General features: G+C 50.1%; 20 protein-coding genes and 1 pseudogene. 12 read left to right on the top strand and 9 right to left on the bottom strand.

From position 1 onward, the window contains the following. Positions 1-3 precede the first annotated feature (3 nt). The 10 genes from DEF47_RS19305 to DEF47_RS19260 all read left to right on the top strand — a co-directional run bounded on the left by DEF47_RS19305 (position 4) and on the right by DEF47_RS19260 (position 9,937). Positions 4-540 (top strand): methylated-DNA--[protein]-cysteine S-methyltransferase, encoded by a 537-nt coding sequence (locus DEF47_RS19305; protein ID WP_012192129.1) that lies wholly within the window; start codon positions 4-6, stop codon positions 538-540. Then, the gene (locus DEF47_RS19300; protein WP_012192130.1) at positions 537-1,097 is read left to right on the top strand and encodes a hypothetical protein; all 561 of its coding nucleotides are present in this window, start codon (positions 537-539) and stop codon (positions 1,095-1,097) included. The genes DEF47_RS19305 and DEF47_RS19300 overlap by 4 nt, the downstream gene beginning before the upstream one ends. 68 nt (positions 1,098-1,165) lie before the next feature. Next, a complete protein-coding gene (locus DEF47_RS19295) occupies positions 1,166-2,473 on the top strand; it encodes an acyl-CoA reductase (protein ID WP_012192131.1) in 1,308 nt (435 codons plus the stop codon). A gap of 40 nt (positions 2,474-2,513) precedes the next feature. Next, positions 2,514-3,653 (top strand): acyl-CoA dehydrogenase family protein, encoded by a 1,140-nt coding sequence (locus tag DEF47_RS19290; protein ID WP_012192132.1) that lies wholly within the window; start codon positions 2,514-2,516, stop codon positions 3,651-3,653. Positions 3,654-3,848: 195 nt separating this feature from the next. Further along, positions 3,849-4,940, top strand: a complete 1,092-nt coding sequence (locus tag DEF47_RS19285) for a CpaB family protein (RefSeq protein WP_012192133.1) — start codon at positions 3,849-3,851, stop codon at positions 4,938-4,940. Positions 4,941-4,959: 19 nt separating this feature from the next. Beyond that, positions 4,960-6,213, top strand: a complete 1,254-nt coding sequence (locus DEF47_RS19280; protein WP_012192134.1) for a CpaE/TadZ family protein — start codon at positions 4,960-4,962, stop codon at positions 6,211-6,213. An 18-nt stretch (positions 6,214-6,231) separates the two neighbouring features. Continuing rightward, a complete protein-coding gene (locus DEF47_RS19275) occupies positions 6,232-7,635 on the top strand; it encodes a TadA family conjugal transfer-associated ATPase (protein WP_012192135.1) in 1,404 nt (467 codons plus the stop codon). Positions 7,636-7,667: 32 nt separating this feature from the next. Beyond that, on the top strand, positions 7,668-8,657 hold the full coding sequence (locus DEF47_RS19270; RefSeq protein WP_012192136.1) for a type II secretion system F family protein: 990 nt from the start codon (positions 7,668-7,670) through the stop codon (positions 8,655-8,657). A 12-nt stretch (positions 8,658-8,669) separates the two neighbouring features. Next, positions 8,670-9,575, top strand: coding sequence for a type II secretion system F family protein (locus tag DEF47_RS19265; RefSeq protein WP_012192137.1), 906 nt, complete (start codon positions 8,670-8,672; stop codon positions 9,573-9,575). Then, on the top strand, positions 9,575-9,937 hold the full coding sequence (locus tag DEF47_RS19260) for a DUF192 domain-containing protein (protein WP_012192138.1): 363 nt from the start codon (positions 9,575-9,577) through the stop codon (positions 9,935-9,937). Before DEF47_RS19265 ends, DEF47_RS19260 begins: the two co-directional genes overlap by 1 nt. A 35-nt stretch (positions 9,938-9,972) precedes the next feature. On the opposite strand, the gene DEF47_RS19255 is transcribed toward DEF47_RS19260, so the two are convergent. The 7 genes and pseudogenes from DEF47_RS19255 to ffh form a co-directional block, all read right to left on the bottom strand. Beyond that, a complete protein-coding gene (locus DEF47_RS19255) occupies positions 9,973-11,481 on the bottom strand; it encodes a Ppx/GppA phosphatase family protein (protein WP_012192139.1) in 1,509 nt (502 codons plus the stop codon). Positions 11,482-11,528: 47 nt separating this feature from the next. Next, positions 11,529-12,641 carry a L,D-transpeptidase family protein gene (locus DEF47_RS19250; RefSeq protein ID WP_012192140.1) on the bottom strand — a complete coding sequence of 371 codons (1,113 nt, stop codon included), beginning with the start codon at positions 12,639-12,641 and terminating at the stop codon, positions 11,529-11,531. Positions 12,642-12,746: 105 nt separating this feature from the next. Further along, the gene (gene rimM, locus DEF47_RS19245) at positions 12,747-13,271 is read right to left on the bottom strand and encodes a ribosome maturation factor RimM (RefSeq protein ID WP_012192141.1); all 525 of its coding nucleotides are present in this window, start codon (positions 13,269-13,271) and stop codon (positions 12,747-12,749) included. Next, positions 13,268-13,495, bottom strand: a complete 228-nt coding sequence (locus DEF47_RS19240; protein ID WP_041304926.1) for a KH domain-containing protein — start codon at positions 13,493-13,495, stop codon at positions 13,268-13,270. The genes rimM and DEF47_RS19240 overlap by 4 nt, the downstream gene beginning before the upstream one ends. Before the next feature lie 61 nt (positions 13,496-13,556). Continuing rightward, complete coding sequence (locus DEF47_RS25295) at positions 13,557-13,742, bottom strand: sunset domain-containing protein (protein ID WP_456237438.1); 186 nt, start codon at positions 13,740-13,742, stop codon at positions 13,557-13,559. Positions 13,743-13,865: 123 nt separating this feature from the next. After that, positions 13,866-14,132: pseudogene (gene rpsP, locus DEF47_RS19235) on the bottom strand (30S ribosomal protein S16); the annotation flags it as partial. Between the two features lie 100 nt (positions 14,133-14,232). Then, positions 14,233-15,582 carry a signal recognition particle protein gene (ffh, locus tag DEF47_RS19230; protein WP_012192144.1) on the bottom strand — a complete coding sequence of 450 codons (1,350 nt, stop codon included), beginning with the start codon at positions 15,580-15,582 and terminating at the stop codon, positions 14,233-14,235. A 224-nt stretch (positions 15,583-15,806) separates the two neighbouring features. On the opposite strand from ffh, the gene DEF47_RS19225 reads away from it, so the two are divergent. Both DEF47_RS19225 and DEF47_RS19220 read left to right on the top strand, forming a co-directional pair. Next, a complete protein-coding gene (locus DEF47_RS19225) occupies positions 15,807-16,226 on the top strand; it encodes a DoxX family protein (protein WP_012192145.1) in 420 nt (139 codons plus the stop codon). Positions 16,227-16,304: 78 nt separating this feature from the next. Continuing rightward, positions 16,305-16,883 (top strand): metal-binding protein, encoded by a 579-nt coding sequence (locus DEF47_RS19220; protein ID WP_012192146.1) that lies wholly within the window; start codon positions 16,305-16,307, stop codon positions 16,881-16,883. Position 16,884: 1 nt separating this feature from the next. Here the strand turns inward: DEF47_RS19220 and DEF47_RS19215 are convergent, their stop codons facing one another. Beyond that, complete coding sequence (locus tag DEF47_RS19215; protein ID WP_012192147.1) at positions 16,885-17,775, bottom strand: hypothetical protein; 891 nt, start codon at positions 17,773-17,775, stop codon at positions 16,885-16,887. Then, complete coding sequence (locus tag DEF47_RS19210) at positions 17,765-18,589, bottom strand: hypothetical protein (RefSeq protein ID WP_012192148.1); 825 nt, start codon at positions 18,587-18,589, stop codon at positions 17,765-17,767. The genes DEF47_RS19215 and DEF47_RS19210 overlap by 11 nt, the downstream gene beginning before the upstream one ends. Between the last annotated feature and the right edge of the window lie 29 nt (positions 18,590-18,618).

Genomic DNA, 18,618 nt, shown 5'->3' with positions numbered 1-18,618 from the left:
ATTATGCCCGTAGAGTATTGTATTCAAACCAGCCCGTTTGGGCGTTTGCTGCTGGCGGCTGCGTCCGAGGGGTTGTTGTTGGCCAGTTTTGCCGATGATGATAGTGAGTTGTTGGCTGAATTAACCGAAGCCTACCCCGAACGCTTGTTGCTCTATCGCTCAAATACATTGCTTGACCAAGCATTTTATCAATATCAGGCCTATTTTTCGGGCCAACGCCAGCAATTTGCATTACCAATTGCCTGGCATGGCTCGGCGCAGCAGCAAGCAATTTGGCAACAAATAATCCAAATTCCCTTTGGTCAGCAATGGTCATATCAACAGCTTGCCCAAACGTTGCCAACGCCGTATCAAGCTGCTCATGCGATCAATCAAGCCTTGCGCCATAATCCTTTAGCATTAATTATTCCCTGCCATCGTTTATCCAATTCGCCGCAAGGGCTTGGCTACTACCGCTGGGGGCGGGTTCGCCAACAACAACTTTGCGATCGTGAAGCAAGTCCGGTTATCGCCACATATTCAATGGAGATGATGTCATGATTGTTGGACGCTTGCCTGATGTGCCACTCGATGCCGATTTGCCAATAAGCGCGAGCCTGATCTCTCAAGGATTAGAACATTATCAAGCAGTAGCCCGCTGGATTGCCACGCTACCTTTTGGGCGCAATACCAACCCACTCGATTGGCGCTTGGTCTTGAGCGAAAAACGTGGTACCAGCAGCACCAAACATGCCTTCTTGGCCGAGTTGGCCCGCGAATTAGCCTTGCCAATTAATTTATATTTCGGGATTTATCTAATGGATGGCAAGAATACGCCAGGTGTGGGTGAAACTCTTGCTTCGAATAATTTACCCTCGATTCCTGAAGCCCATTGTTTTTTACGCTATGGCCGTTGGAACATTGATGTAACGCGCTCACCAAAGGCTGAGCCAATTTTGCAATTTTTTGAAGAGCAACAGATTAATTCTGAGCAAATTGGCGATTTCAAACGAACTGTTCATCGTAATTTTCTCTTGAAATGGGCTACCAGCCAAGGGCTAAGCCTCACCAAAGCCTGGGCGATTCGCGAGGCCTGTATGGCTGCATTAAGCCAATGAGCGCCTGCTTGCCGTCAAATTTTGCTTGGCCTCAAACCAGCCAGCAATTTGGCGGGTTAAGGGTGCTTATGCCCCAACCAAGCCCCAGTCAGATGTTGCAATTAGTCGAGCATTTACGTTCCAGCGCCAGCACCTTGCAACGAATCCCGAGCACCACAATTGTGGCAGCGATCGATCGGGCGGCGCAACAATGGCTTGCGCCAGATTATCCGCCGCGTTGGCAATTACTCGATCAATTACCCCAGATTAATGGCTATAGCCTGGCCATGCTGAACGAAGTGCTCGATCGCATGCTGGCCGATTGGCGTGCTCCACAACTTTGGCAACGCTTGAACGAACAATTTAGCGACCCCTTGGTGCTTGATGGCTGGCGACCAAGTGTGGTTGGCGAAAGTCGCGTAGTTGGCCCGCGCCTAACGTGGCATATTTGCGCTGGCAACGTGCCTGGGGTGGCGATTCAAAGCCTGATCGATGGCTTGCTGGTCAAGTCGCCAAGTTTGGTTAAAGTGGCTCGTGGTGAGCCATTGTGGGCGGCGGCCTTTGCCACAAGCTTAATTGAGCAACTACCTGAATTGGCTGATAGCATTGCAGTGCTCTGGTGGAGCGGCGGCGATCAAGTGCTCGAAGCCCCAATTTTGGCCAGTGCCGAGGCGATTATTGCCAATGCCAGCGATGCAGCGATTGCAGCGGTACGCCAACGTAGCCCTGCGCATATTCGCTGGCTGGATTATGGCTCACGTTACTCGTTGGCCTATCTTAGCCAAAGCATGTTGGCTTCGCCAAATTTGGCTGAAATTGCCAGCAAATTGGCCTATGACAGCGTGATACTGGAGCAACAAGGCTGCGTTTCGCCCCAAGCAATTGTTGTTGAAGCGCCAACGACTGAGCAATTAAGCCAATTGGGGCTTGCCCTAAACCAAGCCTTGGCTGATTTGAGCCAGCGCTATCCGGCGAGTAGCTCGATTCTGGCTGCTACCCGCCGTAGTGCTGACGACTATGAATGGCAAGCCCTGAGCGGCCAGCCAATTCAACTGTTGAGCCAGCCCGATCAGCCATGGCTCGTGGTGGTTGATCAACGTGAAGCCTTGCCCTCAGCGGCTGGCCGCTTGATTAAACTTGTGCCAGTGACCGATTGGGCTGAGTTTGAACAGCGATTAAAGCCATTGCATCAACATCTGCAAAGTGTTACGCTGGTATGTAGTGCTGCACAGCGTCATGAATTGGCTGAGGCGCTGGCGGCAATTGGCGTGATGCGTATCTGCCAAGCGGGGCAACAAGCCTTTCCCCAAGCGGCTTGGCATCACGATGGGCGTGATCCCTTGCGCAGTTTAGTGCGCTGGGTCGATTTAGAACGATCAGCCGATCCTCGCGTATAATCACGATTAAGCGCATTCGACAGATTTTGGAGGAATCAACGTGGATTTCAAGCTCTCGGACGATCAGGAATTTATGCGTAAAGCGGCTCGCGAATTTGCCGAAGGTGAAATTCGGGCAACAGTTGCTGAGCGTGATGAGCATAAAATTTGGCCGACTGACATTGTGCAAAAGATGGGCCAATTGGGCTTTATGGGCGTGGCGATCGATGAAGCCTACGGTGGAGCAGGCCTCGATTACGTTTCATATGCAATTATGATCGAGGAGCTTTCACGGGTTGATGCCTCGGTTGGGGTCATTGCCTCGGTCAATAATTCATTGGTATGTGCTGGGATTGAAAAATTTGGCACTGAAGAACAAAAACGTGATATCCTAGCCCCCTTGGCTAGTGGCCAAAAACTCGGCGCTTTCTCGCTCTCAGAGCCTGGCGCAGGCTCGGATGCGGCGGCCCAGAAAACCCGCGCTGTTGAAGATGGCGATTACTACATCATTACGGGCACCAAAAACTGGGTTACCAATGGCTCAAAAGCCGACACAATTTTGTTGATGACCATGACTGCCCCAGAAAAAGGAGTCAAAGGCATCACCGCATTTTTAATTGATACCCATGAGCCAGGCGTTTCAATCCTTAAGGTTGAAGATAAATTGGGCATTCGTTCGGCGCAATCGGCTCAAATGTCGTATGATGGCTATCGAGTGCACAAAAGCCGCATGCTCGGCCAACCTGGCGAAGGCTTCAAAATCGCTATGACGATCTTGAATGGTGGACGGATTGGCATCGCCTCGCAGGCCTTGGGGATTGCCCAAGGAGCCTATGAAGCGGCCCTGGATTATGCCAAAGTCCGCGAACAATTTGGCCAATCGATCATCAATTTTCAAGCGGTGGGTTTTACCTTAGCCGATATGGCGACGCGAATTAAAGCTGCTCGGATGTTGACCTATCATGCGGCATGGCTTAAAGATCAGGGCGAGAATTATATTGCGGCGGCGGCGATGGCCAAAGTTTATGCCTCGGAAACCGCCATGTGGACAGCCACCAAAGCCGTGCAAATCTTCGGCTCGAACGGCTACTCCAAAGAATATCCGGTTGAACGCTACTTCCGCGATGCCAAGATCACCGAAATTTATGAAGGCACGAGTGAAATTCAACGCTTGGTAATTTCGCGCGAGATTGCCAAATAAAACGCTACGTGCTCAGCCAGCATCAACGATGCTGGCTGATTATTTAACCACTCTTTAATCATTAGGCTGCTTGATCTGCTTGCAAAGCTGTGATGGACAGTTGATCAATCGTGTATAATAGCCGCAAACCTCACTATAAAACGGGGGCACGCTTGCCTCACGAGCTCCCAATATTGTTTCGGAGGACGTATTTTTATGCGCCAAAACCCAGCTCTGGGCATGATTCTTGCCGTCGTTGTTCTCATAGCCGCGCTTGCTGGCGGGTATGTTTATTTAACCAATCAGCAAAAAAGCCAAACAAGTGGAGACCCCTCATTACTTGAGCCAACCAATATGCCGGTTCCGAATGTGCAAATTTTAGAAGCGGCGACCGATATCGAAGCCAACAAATTGATTACTGGTGCGGATCTTGAGCAATACTTCAACCCGCTTGAAGTTCCTCCTAGCGATGTTACCCCCGACGATGTACTGTACACCGAATTTTATAGCGTGGTTCAAGGGAAGGTAACGACCACCGACATTCGTGGCGGTGAGCGGATTAAAAAATCAACCTTCCGCAACGCTGGGATTGCCGAAAAGCTGCCAATTCCGGTGGCTGGCGAAGAATCGCTTAAAGCCTACAACATGTTTGTCAGCGATATTGGTGGGATTGTCGCCGAAGGTAATAACATTGATATTCTCGGCAGCTATAGCCTTGAACAACCCTATTTACGCTTTACAGGGATTGACAAAGACGGGATAATTACCCTCGTTGATGAAAAATACCTTGATATTAGCACCCATGTATTAGCCCAAAATGTGCCCGTTTTGAAGGTTGTCGCGCCACCATTAATCTCACCTGATGGCCAACAAACTGGTGCTGCCCCGCCTGCGGCTGAACCAACCATAGAGGTGGTTGTCGATGGCAATCCCGTTGAACCTCAAGCAACTCCTGAGCCAATCTTTACTGAAGGCTCGCAATGGCAAATTGTGGTGGCCTTGACTGCCCAACAAGCCGAGCTGTTAGAATATACAAAAGCTAAAACTGGTAGTAAACTAAATGTAGTCGTGCGGCGTGCTGATGATCAAGATGATCGAATTGCCACAACTGGGGTAACAATGGATCTGTTGATGCGCTTATATGGCGTACCACAAGTCTATGCCCAACCCAACATGATTGTGAAACTGTTGGATGCTCCTGCACCACCACAGCCTCCACAACAGCCGGCAGTTGTTATTCCATTCCGATTACCAAACGCACCACAACAACAACCATTGCCAACAGCAGTGCCAACTCAAACGCCTTAATACAACCAAGGAGAATTGCATGGCTGAGTCCGATAAAATTCGCGTACTAATTGTTGACGATATTGCAGATACTCGTGATAACCTCGAAAAATTATTGTTTTTTGAGAAAGATATGCAAGTTGTCGGCAAAGCAGCAACGGGGCGCGAGGCCGTGACGCAGGCCAAGCAAATTCAACCCGATGTTGTCTTGATGGATATCAACATGCCCGATATGGATGGCATTGCAGCAACTGAGGCAATCATGGCGCAGGTGCCAAATACGCAAGTCATTATGATGAGCGTGCAAGGCGAAACCGATTACCTGCGCCGTGCAATGTTGGCTGGTGCGCGTCAGTTTCTCACGAAACCAGTTGGTGGCGATGAACTCGCCAGTAGCATCCGCGAAGTTTATCGCTTGCAGCAAACCCAACGACGCTTTGTGGTAGCGGCCCAACAGGTTGAAGAACATGATCAATCAACTGGCCAAATTATTGCTGTCTATAGCCCCAAAGGTGGCACTGGCAAGAGTGCAATTGCCTCAAATTTGGCGGTTGCATTAAAATTATTGCCTGGTAATCGTAAAATTTGTTTGGTCGATGCAAGCTTGCTGTTTGGCGATATTGCGGTGATGTTCAACATCAACAGTTCCAAAACGATCAACGATCTCACCTCGCGGATTGACGATCTTGATAAGGATTTGCTGAATGATGTGATGACGACCCATGCCTCACAGATCAAGGTGTTGTTGGCTCCGGCTAACCCACAAATGGGCGAACTAGTCACGGCTGATCATGTCCGAACAGTGCTTGAAGCCCTGCGGCGAGAGTATGATTATGTGGTGGTCGATACCCAATCATCCTTCCAAGATCAAACCATGGCCGTATTAGATGCAGCCCATCGGATTGTTTTGTTGATGACGATGGAACTCTCGTCGATTAAGAATATTCGCCAGTTTTTGGAAGTGGCCGAGTTGCTTGGCTACAACGATGAAAAACTGGTGTTGGTCTTGAACAAAGCCGATGCTAAATTTGGCATTCGGGTCGATCAAGTCGAGGCCAATATTCAACATAAGGTTGCGGCCCAAATTGGCAATGCGCCATTTGAAATGGTCAATGCGATCAACCGCGGCGTACCTTTAATTATCGATCAGCCCCGGCATCAAATTTCAATCGATGTGGCCAACCTAGCGTATCTCATCTCGGGAACAACCCGTACCAGCCGCGAAGGCGCACGCCCGCAACAACCGAAAAAAGAAGAACCGAAGGGTCTCTTCGCCCGATTGACCAAACGTTAGACGCATGGAGGGTGGCTTATGTCGCTCCTAAAGCGTATTGCAGGAAATACGTCCCCATCCTCGGCTTCCGAACCTACAGCAGCAGCACAATCGAGTGCTGCTGCCACACGCCCTGATGGAGCTATTCCGCGCTCTGCTTCAGTTTCTGCCCAAGATCGCCTACTTGATGTTCGACATCGTGTCCAGCGACGTTTGACTGAAGAAGTTCGCGATGTTAATAGCACAAGTGAAACCAAAATCCGCCAAACGGTCGAAGATCTCTTGAGTGTCGTCCTTGATAGCGAAAATATCGTGTTAAGTCGGGTCGAACGCCAACAATTGGTCGAATCGTTGATGTCGGATATCGTTGGGCTTGGGCCGCTCGATTCGCTGCTCAAAGATGAGAGCATCTCGGAAATTATGGTCAATGGGCCAAACAAAATCTATATCGAACAACGTGGGAAGCTGACGCTTTCTGGCACAACATTTATCGATGATGAACACGCGATGCGGGTGTTGTATCGGATTGTGTCGCCTCTTGGCCGCCGGATCGATGAAAGCTCGCCCATGGTCGATGCCCGGCTTCAAGATGGCTCGCGGGTTAACGCAGTTATTCGGCCTATTTCATTGATTGGTCCAGTCATCACGATTCGGAAATTCTCCAAAAAGCCGCTTGGCCCCGAAGATCTGATTCGGTTTGGGGCGATTAGTCGCGAAATGATGGAGTTTCTTTCGGCCAGCGTTCGTGCTCGGATCAATGTGGTGGTTTCTGGTGGTACCGGTTCGGGCAAAACGACCTTATTGAATGTGCTTTCCTCATTTATCCCTGAAGATGAACGTTTGATTACGGTTGAAAACGCTGCCGAACTTCAGCTCCAACAGGATCACGTGATTTCGCTCGAATCGCGGACGGCCAATATCGAAGGTAAGGGCGAAATTTCAATCAACGATTTGATTATCAACTGCCTGCGGATGCGACCTGAACGCATTATCGTCGGCGAATGTCGCGGTGGCGAGACCTTGGCTATGTTGCAAGCAATGAATACTGGCCACGAAGGCTCGATGACCACCCTACACGCCAATACCCCGCGTGACGCGATTGCCCGGATTGAAACTATGTGTTTGATGTCGGGGATGGATTTGCCGCTCAAGGCTATCCGTGAACAAGTTGCCTCGGCGATTGAGCTGATTGTGCAACAAGCCCGACTTAAAGATGGTTCGCGGCGGGTTATGGCCATCTCCGAAGTAACCGGAATGGAAGGCGATTTGGTGGTGCTCCAAGATATTTTCATCTTTGAGCAAACTGGCCTCGATGAACGTGGTAAGATTGTAGGGTCGCTCCGGCCAACCGGGGTTCGGCCACGCTTCCTTGATCGGTTTGAAGCCTTGAATATTTACCTGCCACCGAACGTCTTTGGCAATAGTTCAGAGCGCTTTTACTAAACGGCATTACTCGCTAGAAAGGAACTAGTGCCATGGCAAATTTACCACCATGGACAATTCCCTTAATCATTGCGTTAGTTCTCTTTGCTGCTGGGGCGATTATCTTTCGTAAGCTGAAAGAAACCAAATCCAACTCGGTTGATGGTCGTTTAGCGACCTTTGCCGAACGCAATCGCAGCCAAACTGACAGCAATGAACGGGGTATGAGTGCCTTGGCCAGTCGGGTTGATTCCATGGTCAACCGTGGTCAAAAAGGCTCAGATTTAGCCCGCGATTTAGCTCAGGCCGACCTTAAACTGACCGTAACTGAATTTATTATGTTCAAATTCGGCTCGGTGATCTTATTTGCCTTGTTTGGGGTCTTTTTGGGCCGTGCCAACTTTTTGGCAGTGGTTGCTGGTGGGGTCGTCGGCGCGATTATTGGCTTTATTGTGCCCGATAAAGTCGTGAGCTTTAAGCAAGGCTCACGCTTGAAGGCTTTCAATAATCAATTAGGCGATACGGTTGGTTTGTTGGCCAACTCGTTGCGCTCTGGCTATAGTTTGCTCCAATCGATGGATTTGGTTTCGCGTGAAGCGCCACCACCGATTTCAGTTGAGTTTCGTCGTGTCGTCCAAGAGGTTGGTTTAGGCCTCTCACTCGAAGATGGCATGAATAATCTCTTGCGCCGCGTTCCAAGCGATGACCTTGATCTGATGGTTTCGGCGATTAATATTCAGGCTGAGGTTGGGGGTAACCTGGCCGAGATTCTGGATACGATTGCCCATACCATTCGTGAGCGGGTTCGGATCAAAGGCCAAATTCGGGTGCTTACCTCACAAGCTCGCTATTCTGGCTATGTGGTGACCTTCCTGCCAATTTCGATTGCTGTGATTATCACCATGCTTAACCCAGATTATATGGCTCCACTGATGACGATTGGGATGCCACCAGATGCTTGGTGTTGTATGCCCGTATGTAGCGCAATGATGATGATTGGAGGGTTCTTCGCAATCAAAAGCATTGTTAATATTGAAATCTAAAGGGAGTTTGTTATGCCCTTACTTATTGGACTCGTTGTACTAGTGATTGTCTTTGGGGTTGGCTTTATGGTGCTCAACCAACGCCGCCAAACTGATACGGTCTCTAGTCGGTTGGCGCAATTTACTGAGCGCTCCATGAACCTTGAAGATCTGGAGTTGCAGTTGCCGTTTATGCAGCGGGTTGTAACCCCCATGCTGAACAATGTGTTTGTCAAGCTTGGTCAATCGGGCAAAGGCAACGATAAACTGCGTAATAATCTCATGCTGGCTGGTAATCCTGGTAATTTAACGCCAACGATGTTTACTGGGATGCGGATTTTTATGGCCCTAGCGCTGTTTGGGGTCATCTTTTTAATCTGTATGCTGGCCAAAGTGCAAACTCTCAGCGCAATTCAATGGTCGGGGGTTGGCGGAGCTTTGGGCTTTTTGCTTCCAGCTATGTGGCTTGGTCGTCAAATTAAAAAGCGCCAGAAGTTGATTCTTAAGGCGTTGCCCGATGCGCTCGATTTGCTTTCGATCAGTGTTACTGCTGGTTTAGGCTTCGATGCTGCACTCCAACGGGTGGCTGAAAAATGGGATAACGAGTTGTGCCGCGAGTTCCGCCGGGCGCTCTCCGATATTCGTTTGGGTACCCAACGCCATGAAGCATTTCGCTCAATGACTGTACGAACTGGGGTTGAAGACTTAACCTCGTTTGTTTCGGCGGTTATTCAAGCCGACCAACTTGGGGTGAGCATGGGCAAAATGCTCAAAATTCAATCTGACCAATTGCGGTTGCGCCGTCGTCAACGTGCCGAAGAAGAAGCTCAAAAAGCTCCAATTAAGATGCTCTTTCCATTGGTGTTCTTGATCTTCCCTTCGATGTTCGTGGTTATCTTGGGGCCAGCTATTCCACGTTTGCTTGGTGGTGGTCTCTAGTGTCGCAACACGCTATTCGTAATCTAACGCGCAATAGCAGCTTGGTTGAATACGCTGAGTTTGCTAATAGCTTTTTGAGCCGTGGTATGGGCCTGATGGGGCGCAAGCACTTGCCTGCCAATACAGGCTTAATTCTCTATCCCAATAATAATATTCATATGTTCTTTATGCGCTTTGCGATTGATGTGATCTTTGTTGATCGACAGCATCAGGTGGTGGGGCTGCGCGAGAACTTTAAGCCCTGGCGGCCATTTGCTGGCGCAGCCAAGGCCCGTTATACCCTCGAATTGCCAGTTGGGGTTATTCAACAATCCCAAACCCAACTCGGCGATCAATTAGCAGTTGTTCCTGCTATTTTCTAAGGTATAGCCCTAGCAAAACCCCAAGCTTGCTAGGGCTATTCAATCAACATTTCAACTCCATAGACTTTGCGAAATAGATTGGTTTTGCGATTCGCATCCCAAATTTCAATCGAAGCGTCGCCAACCGCCTGCACCTTCACCCGCACCTGATTTTTCTCAATTTTGCACACGATACTTTGCACAACTTGGCTCTTGGAGCGCTCTAGATATTCAGCTATTCTGAGCAAGGCACTTAATTTGCCCACCCGCTCAAGATCACCCTCAGCCAAAACCCCACCCAAGCCTGCATCAGTCACGCCGCCCTTACGATGATGGCGAGTGAGCAAGGCTACCATGGCCATTTCGCGGTGGGTATAGCCATTCAGCATTGAGTTGAGAATTAAATATAAGCCATGTTTATGATGATCGTAGAAATTGACTGCTACCCCAATGTCATGGACTACCGTCGCAGCTTCGAGTAATTCGCGTTCCCACGCTCCATAGCCATGCAAACTTTGCAGTTGATCAAACAAGGCGAGGCTTAATTCGCGCACTTTGGCAACATGTACCACATTGTAGCCATAGATTCGTGCCAAATTCTCGACCGAAAACTGGCGGACATCGCCGAGCAAGGGCGGTTGTGAGCCACGCAGAAATTGCTCGTAGAAGATACCATCACGCAGACCATGACCACAAATCCACAAACTATCAGCACCACAACGTTGCATCAACGCTCGAATCAACAGTACACCAGCGGTAATAACATCGGCGCGATCATTGTTGAGGCCATCAAGCTGCTCGCGCTCATTACGATTGAGTTTGCTCAAACGGGTAGCCCATTCATCGACCCGTTGCAACGACATCGTATAGCCATGCACAATATCGAGTGGATAGCGCTGGGCACGTTGTTCGAGTTTGGCAAGGTTGCGCACCGTGCCGCCAACCCCAATTAACGGCAATTTGCTACCTTGTGGTCGAAACCAGTCTAGTTCGGCTAACGCCTCATCTAAATGGCGATCGAGGGCTTTGAGTTCGGCTTTGCTGGGGGTTTCGCTGCGCAAAATTTGCTCGGTGAGCCGCACTGTACCAAGTGGTAATGAAGTGGTATGCGCCAAGCCCCGGCCTCGAACTAAGGCCAATTCGACGCTGCCACCGCCAATATCAAACATAAAACCATTGCTGACCCCAAGGGTATTAATCACCCCGAGGTAGCTGTAGTAGGCTTCTTCATCGCCGCTGAGTACGCGTAAATCGAGGCCAGTTTCTTCTTTAACTTGGGCCAAAAAGCTGGCTTGATTGGCGGCATCGCGCACGGCGCTGGTGGCCACAGCCACAACTTCATTAACCCCCAAGGCACGGCAAAAATTGCTAAACATGCGCAAGGTTTCAATTGCCATGGCCATCGGCTCAGCTTGCAATTGATTATCAGCGCCAACATTATGTGCCAAGCGCACATTTTCTTTAACTTCTTCGACCAGTTTGAAGGAGTAATAGGGCTGGTATTGCACCACGATCATGCGGGCGGTGTTGGAGCCAAGGTCAATAATTCCAACGTGTTGGGTCATATCATTCTCCTCAACAACGTGTAGCAGGCCGCCCGCCAGCATAAATTTTAGTAATATACTTGGACGGTTGTGCCGACACCAGCCCAATTGTAGAGCCAGGCCGCAGCATCTAGTGGTAAGTTAACACAGCCATGGCTAATCCGCGTGCCACTGCCAAATAAGTTGTGCCAGTAGGTTCCATGGAGCGCCACACTGCCATTGAAGTACATGGCATGCGGTACATTTGGCACAACCCAGGTCTCGCCACCAAGTGAGCCACGCATGGTTTGCAGCGGCACTTTGGCATAAATTTCATAGCTGCCAGTTGGCGTGTTGAAGCCATCTTTGCCGGTTGCAACAGGCGCATCAAACACGACTGTGCCGTTTTCGTAGGCATACAACCATTGCTTGCTAATATCAACTTCGATGCGTTTGCCAACGTTGGGATTGGCTGGCTTGGGCGTGGCAGTGGGCACAGGTTGGCTGGTTGGTTGGGCAGGTGCGGCGGTTGGCGGCACTTGGGTTGGCTCGGCAACTGGTTGGGGGGCCGCAGTTTGCACCGGAGCGGGGGCAACTGGATCAAATTCAAATAAATAGGGCTGCTCGTAGCTCATGCCTTCAACTAAGCCACTGGCGGCAGCAACCTCTTGGCCCAGCGGTGCTAGCTCAATCTCCTCAGGCGTGCCTGCCAACAAAGGGTGCTCGATCATCAAGGCTCGTTCGAAATATTGCACCTTGAAGCGCCCGGTTGGCCGCGCTTCAAATTGAGCTGGACTAATTGGCAAACCAAAAATTGCTACACCACCGTTGGTTTCCCAAAATGTGCGGAAACTGCCAGTTAGATCGTAGTTAGCGCCTTCGGGGCGTAAGCTTGCGGCGGCTAAACGTGGTTGTGGGCCAAAATCGCGCCATTCGGTGCGTTCGCGGCCAACCAAGCCCAAGCCAACGCTATCAGTTTGCGGATCATACTCGAAGCGCGCATTTTCAAAATATTGCACAACCAGCTCATCTTGTTCTAAGGGATCGGTAATTGGTTGACCAAAAATCAACTCGCCGCCATTAGTTTGCCAAAACGAAGCAAACCCATAGGTATCGGTGAGCGCAGGGGTCACTGCTTGGGAGGTGCGAAAAGCCCAAAAACATAAACCAAAAACCAGAGTCAACCAGATTATCCGCCGCATAGCTGTATTCTCCGACTGATACCTGAGGCTAGAAGCAAGGTGCGGCTTCATCGTAGCAGTGCAATGAGCCGCTGTCAATTCAGATTGGTGGGAAAGCTGAGGCGTTTACTCAGGCACAATATCGGCTAGCGAGGTTACGGTGATCGTGCCGCCAGCAATATCAATTGAGCGAACGACCGTGCGCACCATCGGCACTAAAATATCGGCTTGGCCTAATTTGCGAACGACTAATACATCATTTGCGCCAGTTTCAATAATTTCAACTGCTCGCCCAATGTCTTCGCCGGCCTCAGTTTGCACTTGCAAGCCAACCAAATCGTGCAAGAAATATTCATCATTGGCCAAGGGCGCTGCATCGCTGCGATGAATATAGGCTTCAAGGCCTTGCATCGCTTCGGCAGCGTCGCGGGTATCAACCTCATTCAGCCGCAACAAATACAGGCTGCCTTTGTGTTGGTGCAGGCGGCCAATCGTATAAGGCTTGGAAAGATCGCCCACAAACAATTGTTTAAGTTTTTGAATATGTTCGGGGTGCGATGAGATCATTGAAATCTTCAACTCGCCGCGCACGCCAAACGCCGCTGAAATGCGGCCAACTAACAAGAAATCATCTTGATTTGGAGCTGTCACGAATTAACCTCTAGGTGGACCCGTTTGTTTTGGCGAGCGCCAACGATGCCCAATACGTCGCGAATGGCTTTGACCACACGCCCATTGCGCCCGATGACCTTCCCTGCTTCGCTTTGGGGAATGCGCAGATCGAGGGTAATGCTGTGGTGACCAGTGCGTTTGCTAATTTTAATTTCGTCGGTGTCGATCAGGCCTTCGACGATATACTTCAATAAATCTTCCATAGCTGCATCCTTGGGCAATCGGCGGGTGCGAGGCATGCGGCCTCACACCCGCTTCGCGAGCTTACTCGGCGCTTTTTTGACCAGGAGCGCGGAAGCCAGCGGCTTCGGCACTTTCCACGGTGTCGAACCACAATTCAGCCACGGTTGAATTGTAGTAGCGGCTACCAGGAACGTGGTACAACATTGAGTTTTGGTTACCTTTGATGGCATAGCCTTCTGGGGCGCTACCATCGGCCAATGGGCGCACGCTACCAGCAAATTCGCCAGCTTCGGCTTCGGCCTTGACTGGAGCTGCAACGGCTACTGGAGCAACTGCTGCTTTGCTGACAGCTTTCTTGGCCTTCTTGACTGGAGCTTCAACTTTAGCTGGAGCTTCGCCAATCAATTTGCCTTCAGCATCAACCACGCCCAAGTTTTTCAACAAGCGCACTACGGTATCTGATGGTTGTGCACCAACGCTCAGCCAATAGCGAGCGCGATCTTCCTTGATAAACACAACTTTTGGTTGTGCTTGAGGATTGTAGTGGCCAATCGTTTCGATAAACTTGCCATCGCGTGGTGCATGTGAATCTGCAATAACAACACGATAAGCGGGCTTGTGCTTCATGCCCATCCGGCGCAGACGAATACGAACCATTCGAGTGTTTCCTCCAAAATTGAAAAGTAAAGCTAGAACACGATTTATAGGCCACAAACATTCTATGTTCTATGTTCTATGCTCTATGTTCTATGAATAATTATTTGAACATGCGCATCAGGTCGCGCGGGTTTTGGCCGCCCTTGCTGAAGCGTTTCATCATGCGTTGCATTTCGCGGAACTGCTTAACCAATGCATTGACATCTTCGATCCGTGTACCACTACCAACTGAGATCCGGCGCTTGCGGCTGGGATCTTTGAGCAAGTCGGGGTTACGGCGCTCTTTGATCGTCATCGATTGAATAATTGCTTCGATCCGTTTCATTTCGCGATCATCAAGGGCTTCATCAAGCTCTTTCATTTGGCGCATTTGCTTGCCTAGCCCAGGAATCATGCCCAAGATTTGTTGGATTGGGCCAAGTTTACGCATTGAATTCATTGCGCCAAGGAAATCTTCAAAGTCGAAGGTGCCTTTGCGCATCTTCTTTTGCATTTTCTTGGCTTCATCTTTATCATAAACTTGCTCAGCTCGCTCGATCAAGGTCATCACATCGCCCATGCCCAAAATTCGTTGGGCTAGACGATCGGGGTGGAATGGTTCGATGGCATCGGTTTTTTCGCCCGTCCCAAGGAACTTAATTGGCACTCCAGTGACTTCGCGCATCGAGAGCGCCGCCCCACCACGGGCATCGCCGTCGATCTTGGTCATAATCAAGCCAGTTAATGGTACTTTGGCATGGAAGGCCTCGGCCACTTTGACTGATTCTTGACCGATCATGGCATCGACGACCAACATAATTTCGGTTGGGCCAATGCGTTCGACGACTTGTTGTAATTCGGTCATCAAGCGTTCGTCGATTTGCAAGCGTCCGGCGGTATCGACGATCACAAAGTTGTTGCCATTGATTCGCGCTTGGCGCAAGGCGTGCTCAGCGATATCGGGCGGCGCAACCTCAGTACCTTCGCTATAAACCGGAATATTCAATTGCTTGCCGAGCGTTTCCAACTGCTTGATCGCGGCGGGTCGGTAGATGTCGGCGGCAACCAACAATGGCGTTTTGCCTTTTTTGCGCATATACAGCGCCAATTTGGCAGCCATGGTTGTTTTACCAGCACCTTGTAACCCGACCAACATCACAATCGTCGGTTGCTCGCGGTTTTTCGATTCGTTGATCGGCACATTGGCATCACCAAGCAAGTGCACCAACTCGTCGTGAACGATTTTGATCACTTGTTGACCAGGAGTCAAACTCTTGGTGACTTCTTCGCCAATCGCTTGTTCGCGCACCCGCGCCACAAAATCTTTGACGACTTTGAAGTTAACGTCTGCTTCCAACAAGGCCAAACGCACTTCGCGCAAGCCCGCATCAACATCAGATTCAGTTAGGCGGCCTTTGCTGCCCAACCGGTTGAAAACATCGGTTAAGCGGTCGGATAGATTCTCAAACATCATACACCTCACCGCAACAGAAAAAACTGGCAGAAACTTGGCACGCCCTAGCGTGGAGAGTTTCCTGTCAGCATTTTGTCGCATTGTAGTTGATTACACACGGCCTGTCAAACTGCTTTCCTTTGGGGGTATTTTTGAACTCGCTGGCTCTAGTGTAGCACACAAAAAGCCTATTAGCGTGTATCATAGCGGCGTTTACTACGATTTGTCGCAAGGAGTTCGCGATGAAAAGCGCACAACTGAGTGCTATCGGCTGGACGCTATTACGAGTCGTTGTCGGCATGGTCTTCGTGATCCATGGATGGTCGAAAGTTACAATGATTGGCGGGGTTGCCGCTACCTTTGGCAATGAGTATCAATTGCCAATTCCGGCGGTCTTGGCTTGGTTGGTCGCGACTATCGAATTTTTGGGTGGCTTGGCATTAACTGTTGGAGTCTATAGCCGTTGGGCCGCGCTTTTGCTGAGCTGCGTGATGTTGGGCGCGATCAAAGTCCATTGGGGCAGCTTCTTTTATTATGCCAATGGCATGGAATACGATCTGGTTTTGCTCACCGTCTGTACGGTCATTTGTTTGAACGGTGGTGGCCCCTACTCCGTTGATACCATGATTATTAATAAACCACCAGCCAAAAAACCAGCCTAAACCCTTGCATTCCAACCAGCAATCAAAGATAATAGCACATCTGAACTAGCGGTTGGCACGTTGTAGGAGCGTTGAACAATGCCTGATGGTAAAACTCATGATATGTTGACAGTCTTTACGGGCATTGTGGGCATTCCGATTATTTGGCGGATTGTGCCAAATAGCGATTTATTAGGGGCATTTGTTTGGGCCGGAAGCCATATTGTTTCGGGCATGGCCTTTTCGCCCGATTTGGATTTGGCTTCCGAACCCTATAACCGTTGGGGGCCGTTGCGATTTATTTGGTGGCCCTATCGTGAGCTTGTGCCGCATCGTGCTGGAATTTCGCATAGCCTCGTATTTGGCCCATTATTTCGGCTTGGCTACTTTTTGGTGATGGTCTGGCTCTCGTTTTATTTGGGCATGACCTTAATCAATAGCTTCACGCCGGTTGATACTGCCACGATTAGCGCCGCCTTTATTGCCGATCTCAAGGCACTGTGGTATAGCGATCGCCAACTCATCGTTTATGCATTAGTCGGTTTTGTTACTGGCGGAGCCGTGCATTCGATTGCCGATTGGCTGATCGAAGGCCGCGAGCCGTATCATAAATCGCTGTTGATGCCATGGCGCAAACGTCGCCGCAAGCGCCGCCGTGATGACGATTGGGGTTGGTAATTTAGCCCAACCATGTGCCAACTTGGCCATCACCACGACTACCTAGCAAGAGTTCGGGTGGAACTGGGCGTTGCTGCCAAAAGCGATTCCAATTGGCTATCGCATTCATTTTATACGCCCCAATAATTGCAAATATAATAATCAACGTGATAATAATAGCTTGGCTCCACAAAACTGCCAGAAATCCTGTGATAATGGTATACACATAGGCTACACCTTGAATTGAAGCAATTGGTTCGCCACCTATGAGCACCCCCATGATCACAGTGAGTGATATGATAAAACCTAATCCACCGATTATGATTGTGGCAAAACGCCCAAGGGTATAGCCTGCCCGCCGCCAAGCATCAAGCATCGAAATTTGTTTGCCCGGCTTGGGTGGAGCTGGCAAGAGGCCAATTTTGCTACGCTCGATCGAAAAGAGTGTATTCGTGCCGCGTGGTACGACCGGAACCCACGCCATGGTTGGCGGTGAGTCGGTTAAGGCTAGCAACAACGGTGAACCCATAATGTTCAGCCCAACATTATTAACAGGTTGGGTAAAGTTGTGGGGCAGCACAGGCCAACCCACAAATGGCACTGCCAGCAGCAATTGTTCGGGCACTTCAACGGTTTGAAAATCTTTTTCGCGGATGGCTTTGAGTGCGCCACTGACTGGGCGACGTAATTGTGGCTGACCAGTTGGCCCCCAGGCGATCATCCATGGGCCTAAGGTGCGGTAGCCATGTACTTTCAGCCATTGTTCAGCCGCCGCCATGACGGGGCCAACATAGCCGGTTGGCAAGGGCGCAATTAATTCTTGGTGGGCTGGCAATACATGCAACTGCAAGGCCATCGCCTCGGGCAATTGTTGGGCGATTAACTGTTCAATAGGAAAATAATCATTGCTCACGCTGTTTCTCCGACTCTAGCTCAATGATCAAAAGAGGTGGTGTTGGGGTCGTTGCCCAAAAACGGTTCCATGCCTGAATTGCACTGCCGCGTTGTCGCCAAATCACCACTCCCAATAGCATACTGCCAATCATACCAAACCAGCGCAGGGCTGTGAAGATCTCAAAGCTCTTGAACAACAGAATTTGGGGTTCGGCTCCCAGCCACCATTGAAGCATCGCCCATGGCATGCTGAGCAAGAGAATGATGATTAGCGCAGCCAGTTGTAAACGCAAAAATGGCGGCCAGGTATGCTGCCATTGATCACGCCAGGTTAATTGTTGCCCAAGCTCTGGCACTGGGCGTTGCCAGCCAAGTTTGCGCACCCACCACGTATGGCGTGGCCACAAGGCCCGTGCTCCCAACGGCAAAACTGGAATATAGGCTTGCACGCGTGGTTCAACCCCAACCAATGGCAAAACTGGAATCAACGGCGCGGCTAGTGGCTCTAGCCCTTGCTCATACAGTTGATCGTAAATTCCTGCTAGGTTGTAGCGCTGTTGAGCATCAATTGCTAAAATGACTTCTGCCACCAACCGAGCTTCGATTTGATGCACCCGATATTCTGGCCCCAACTTGGGATCAAACACATGGGCAATCGGCTGATAGAGTACGCGCTGGGCATAGGTGTCCCACGTTTGCAAGGCTGGGCCAAGCGCCGTATAGCCTTGCAAACGTAACGCCTGGCGCATTTGGTCGGCTTGTTCAAGCACATGTTGCAGTTCAACCTGCCGCAAAACGCTATCGTGTTGTTCCAATAAAAACAATCGCAGCATAACGCTCAATTTCTTGGCCTACAAAGATG

The sequence above is a fragment of the Herpetosiphon sp. genome (assembly GCF_003512625.1).
GTDB lineage: Bacteria > Chloroflexota > Chloroflexia > Chloroflexales > Herpetosiphonaceae > Herpetosiphon > Herpetosiphon aurantiacus.
The sequence above is the reverse complement of the archived record's forward strand: the minus strand, read 5'-3'. Positions and strand labels throughout refer to the sequence as shown.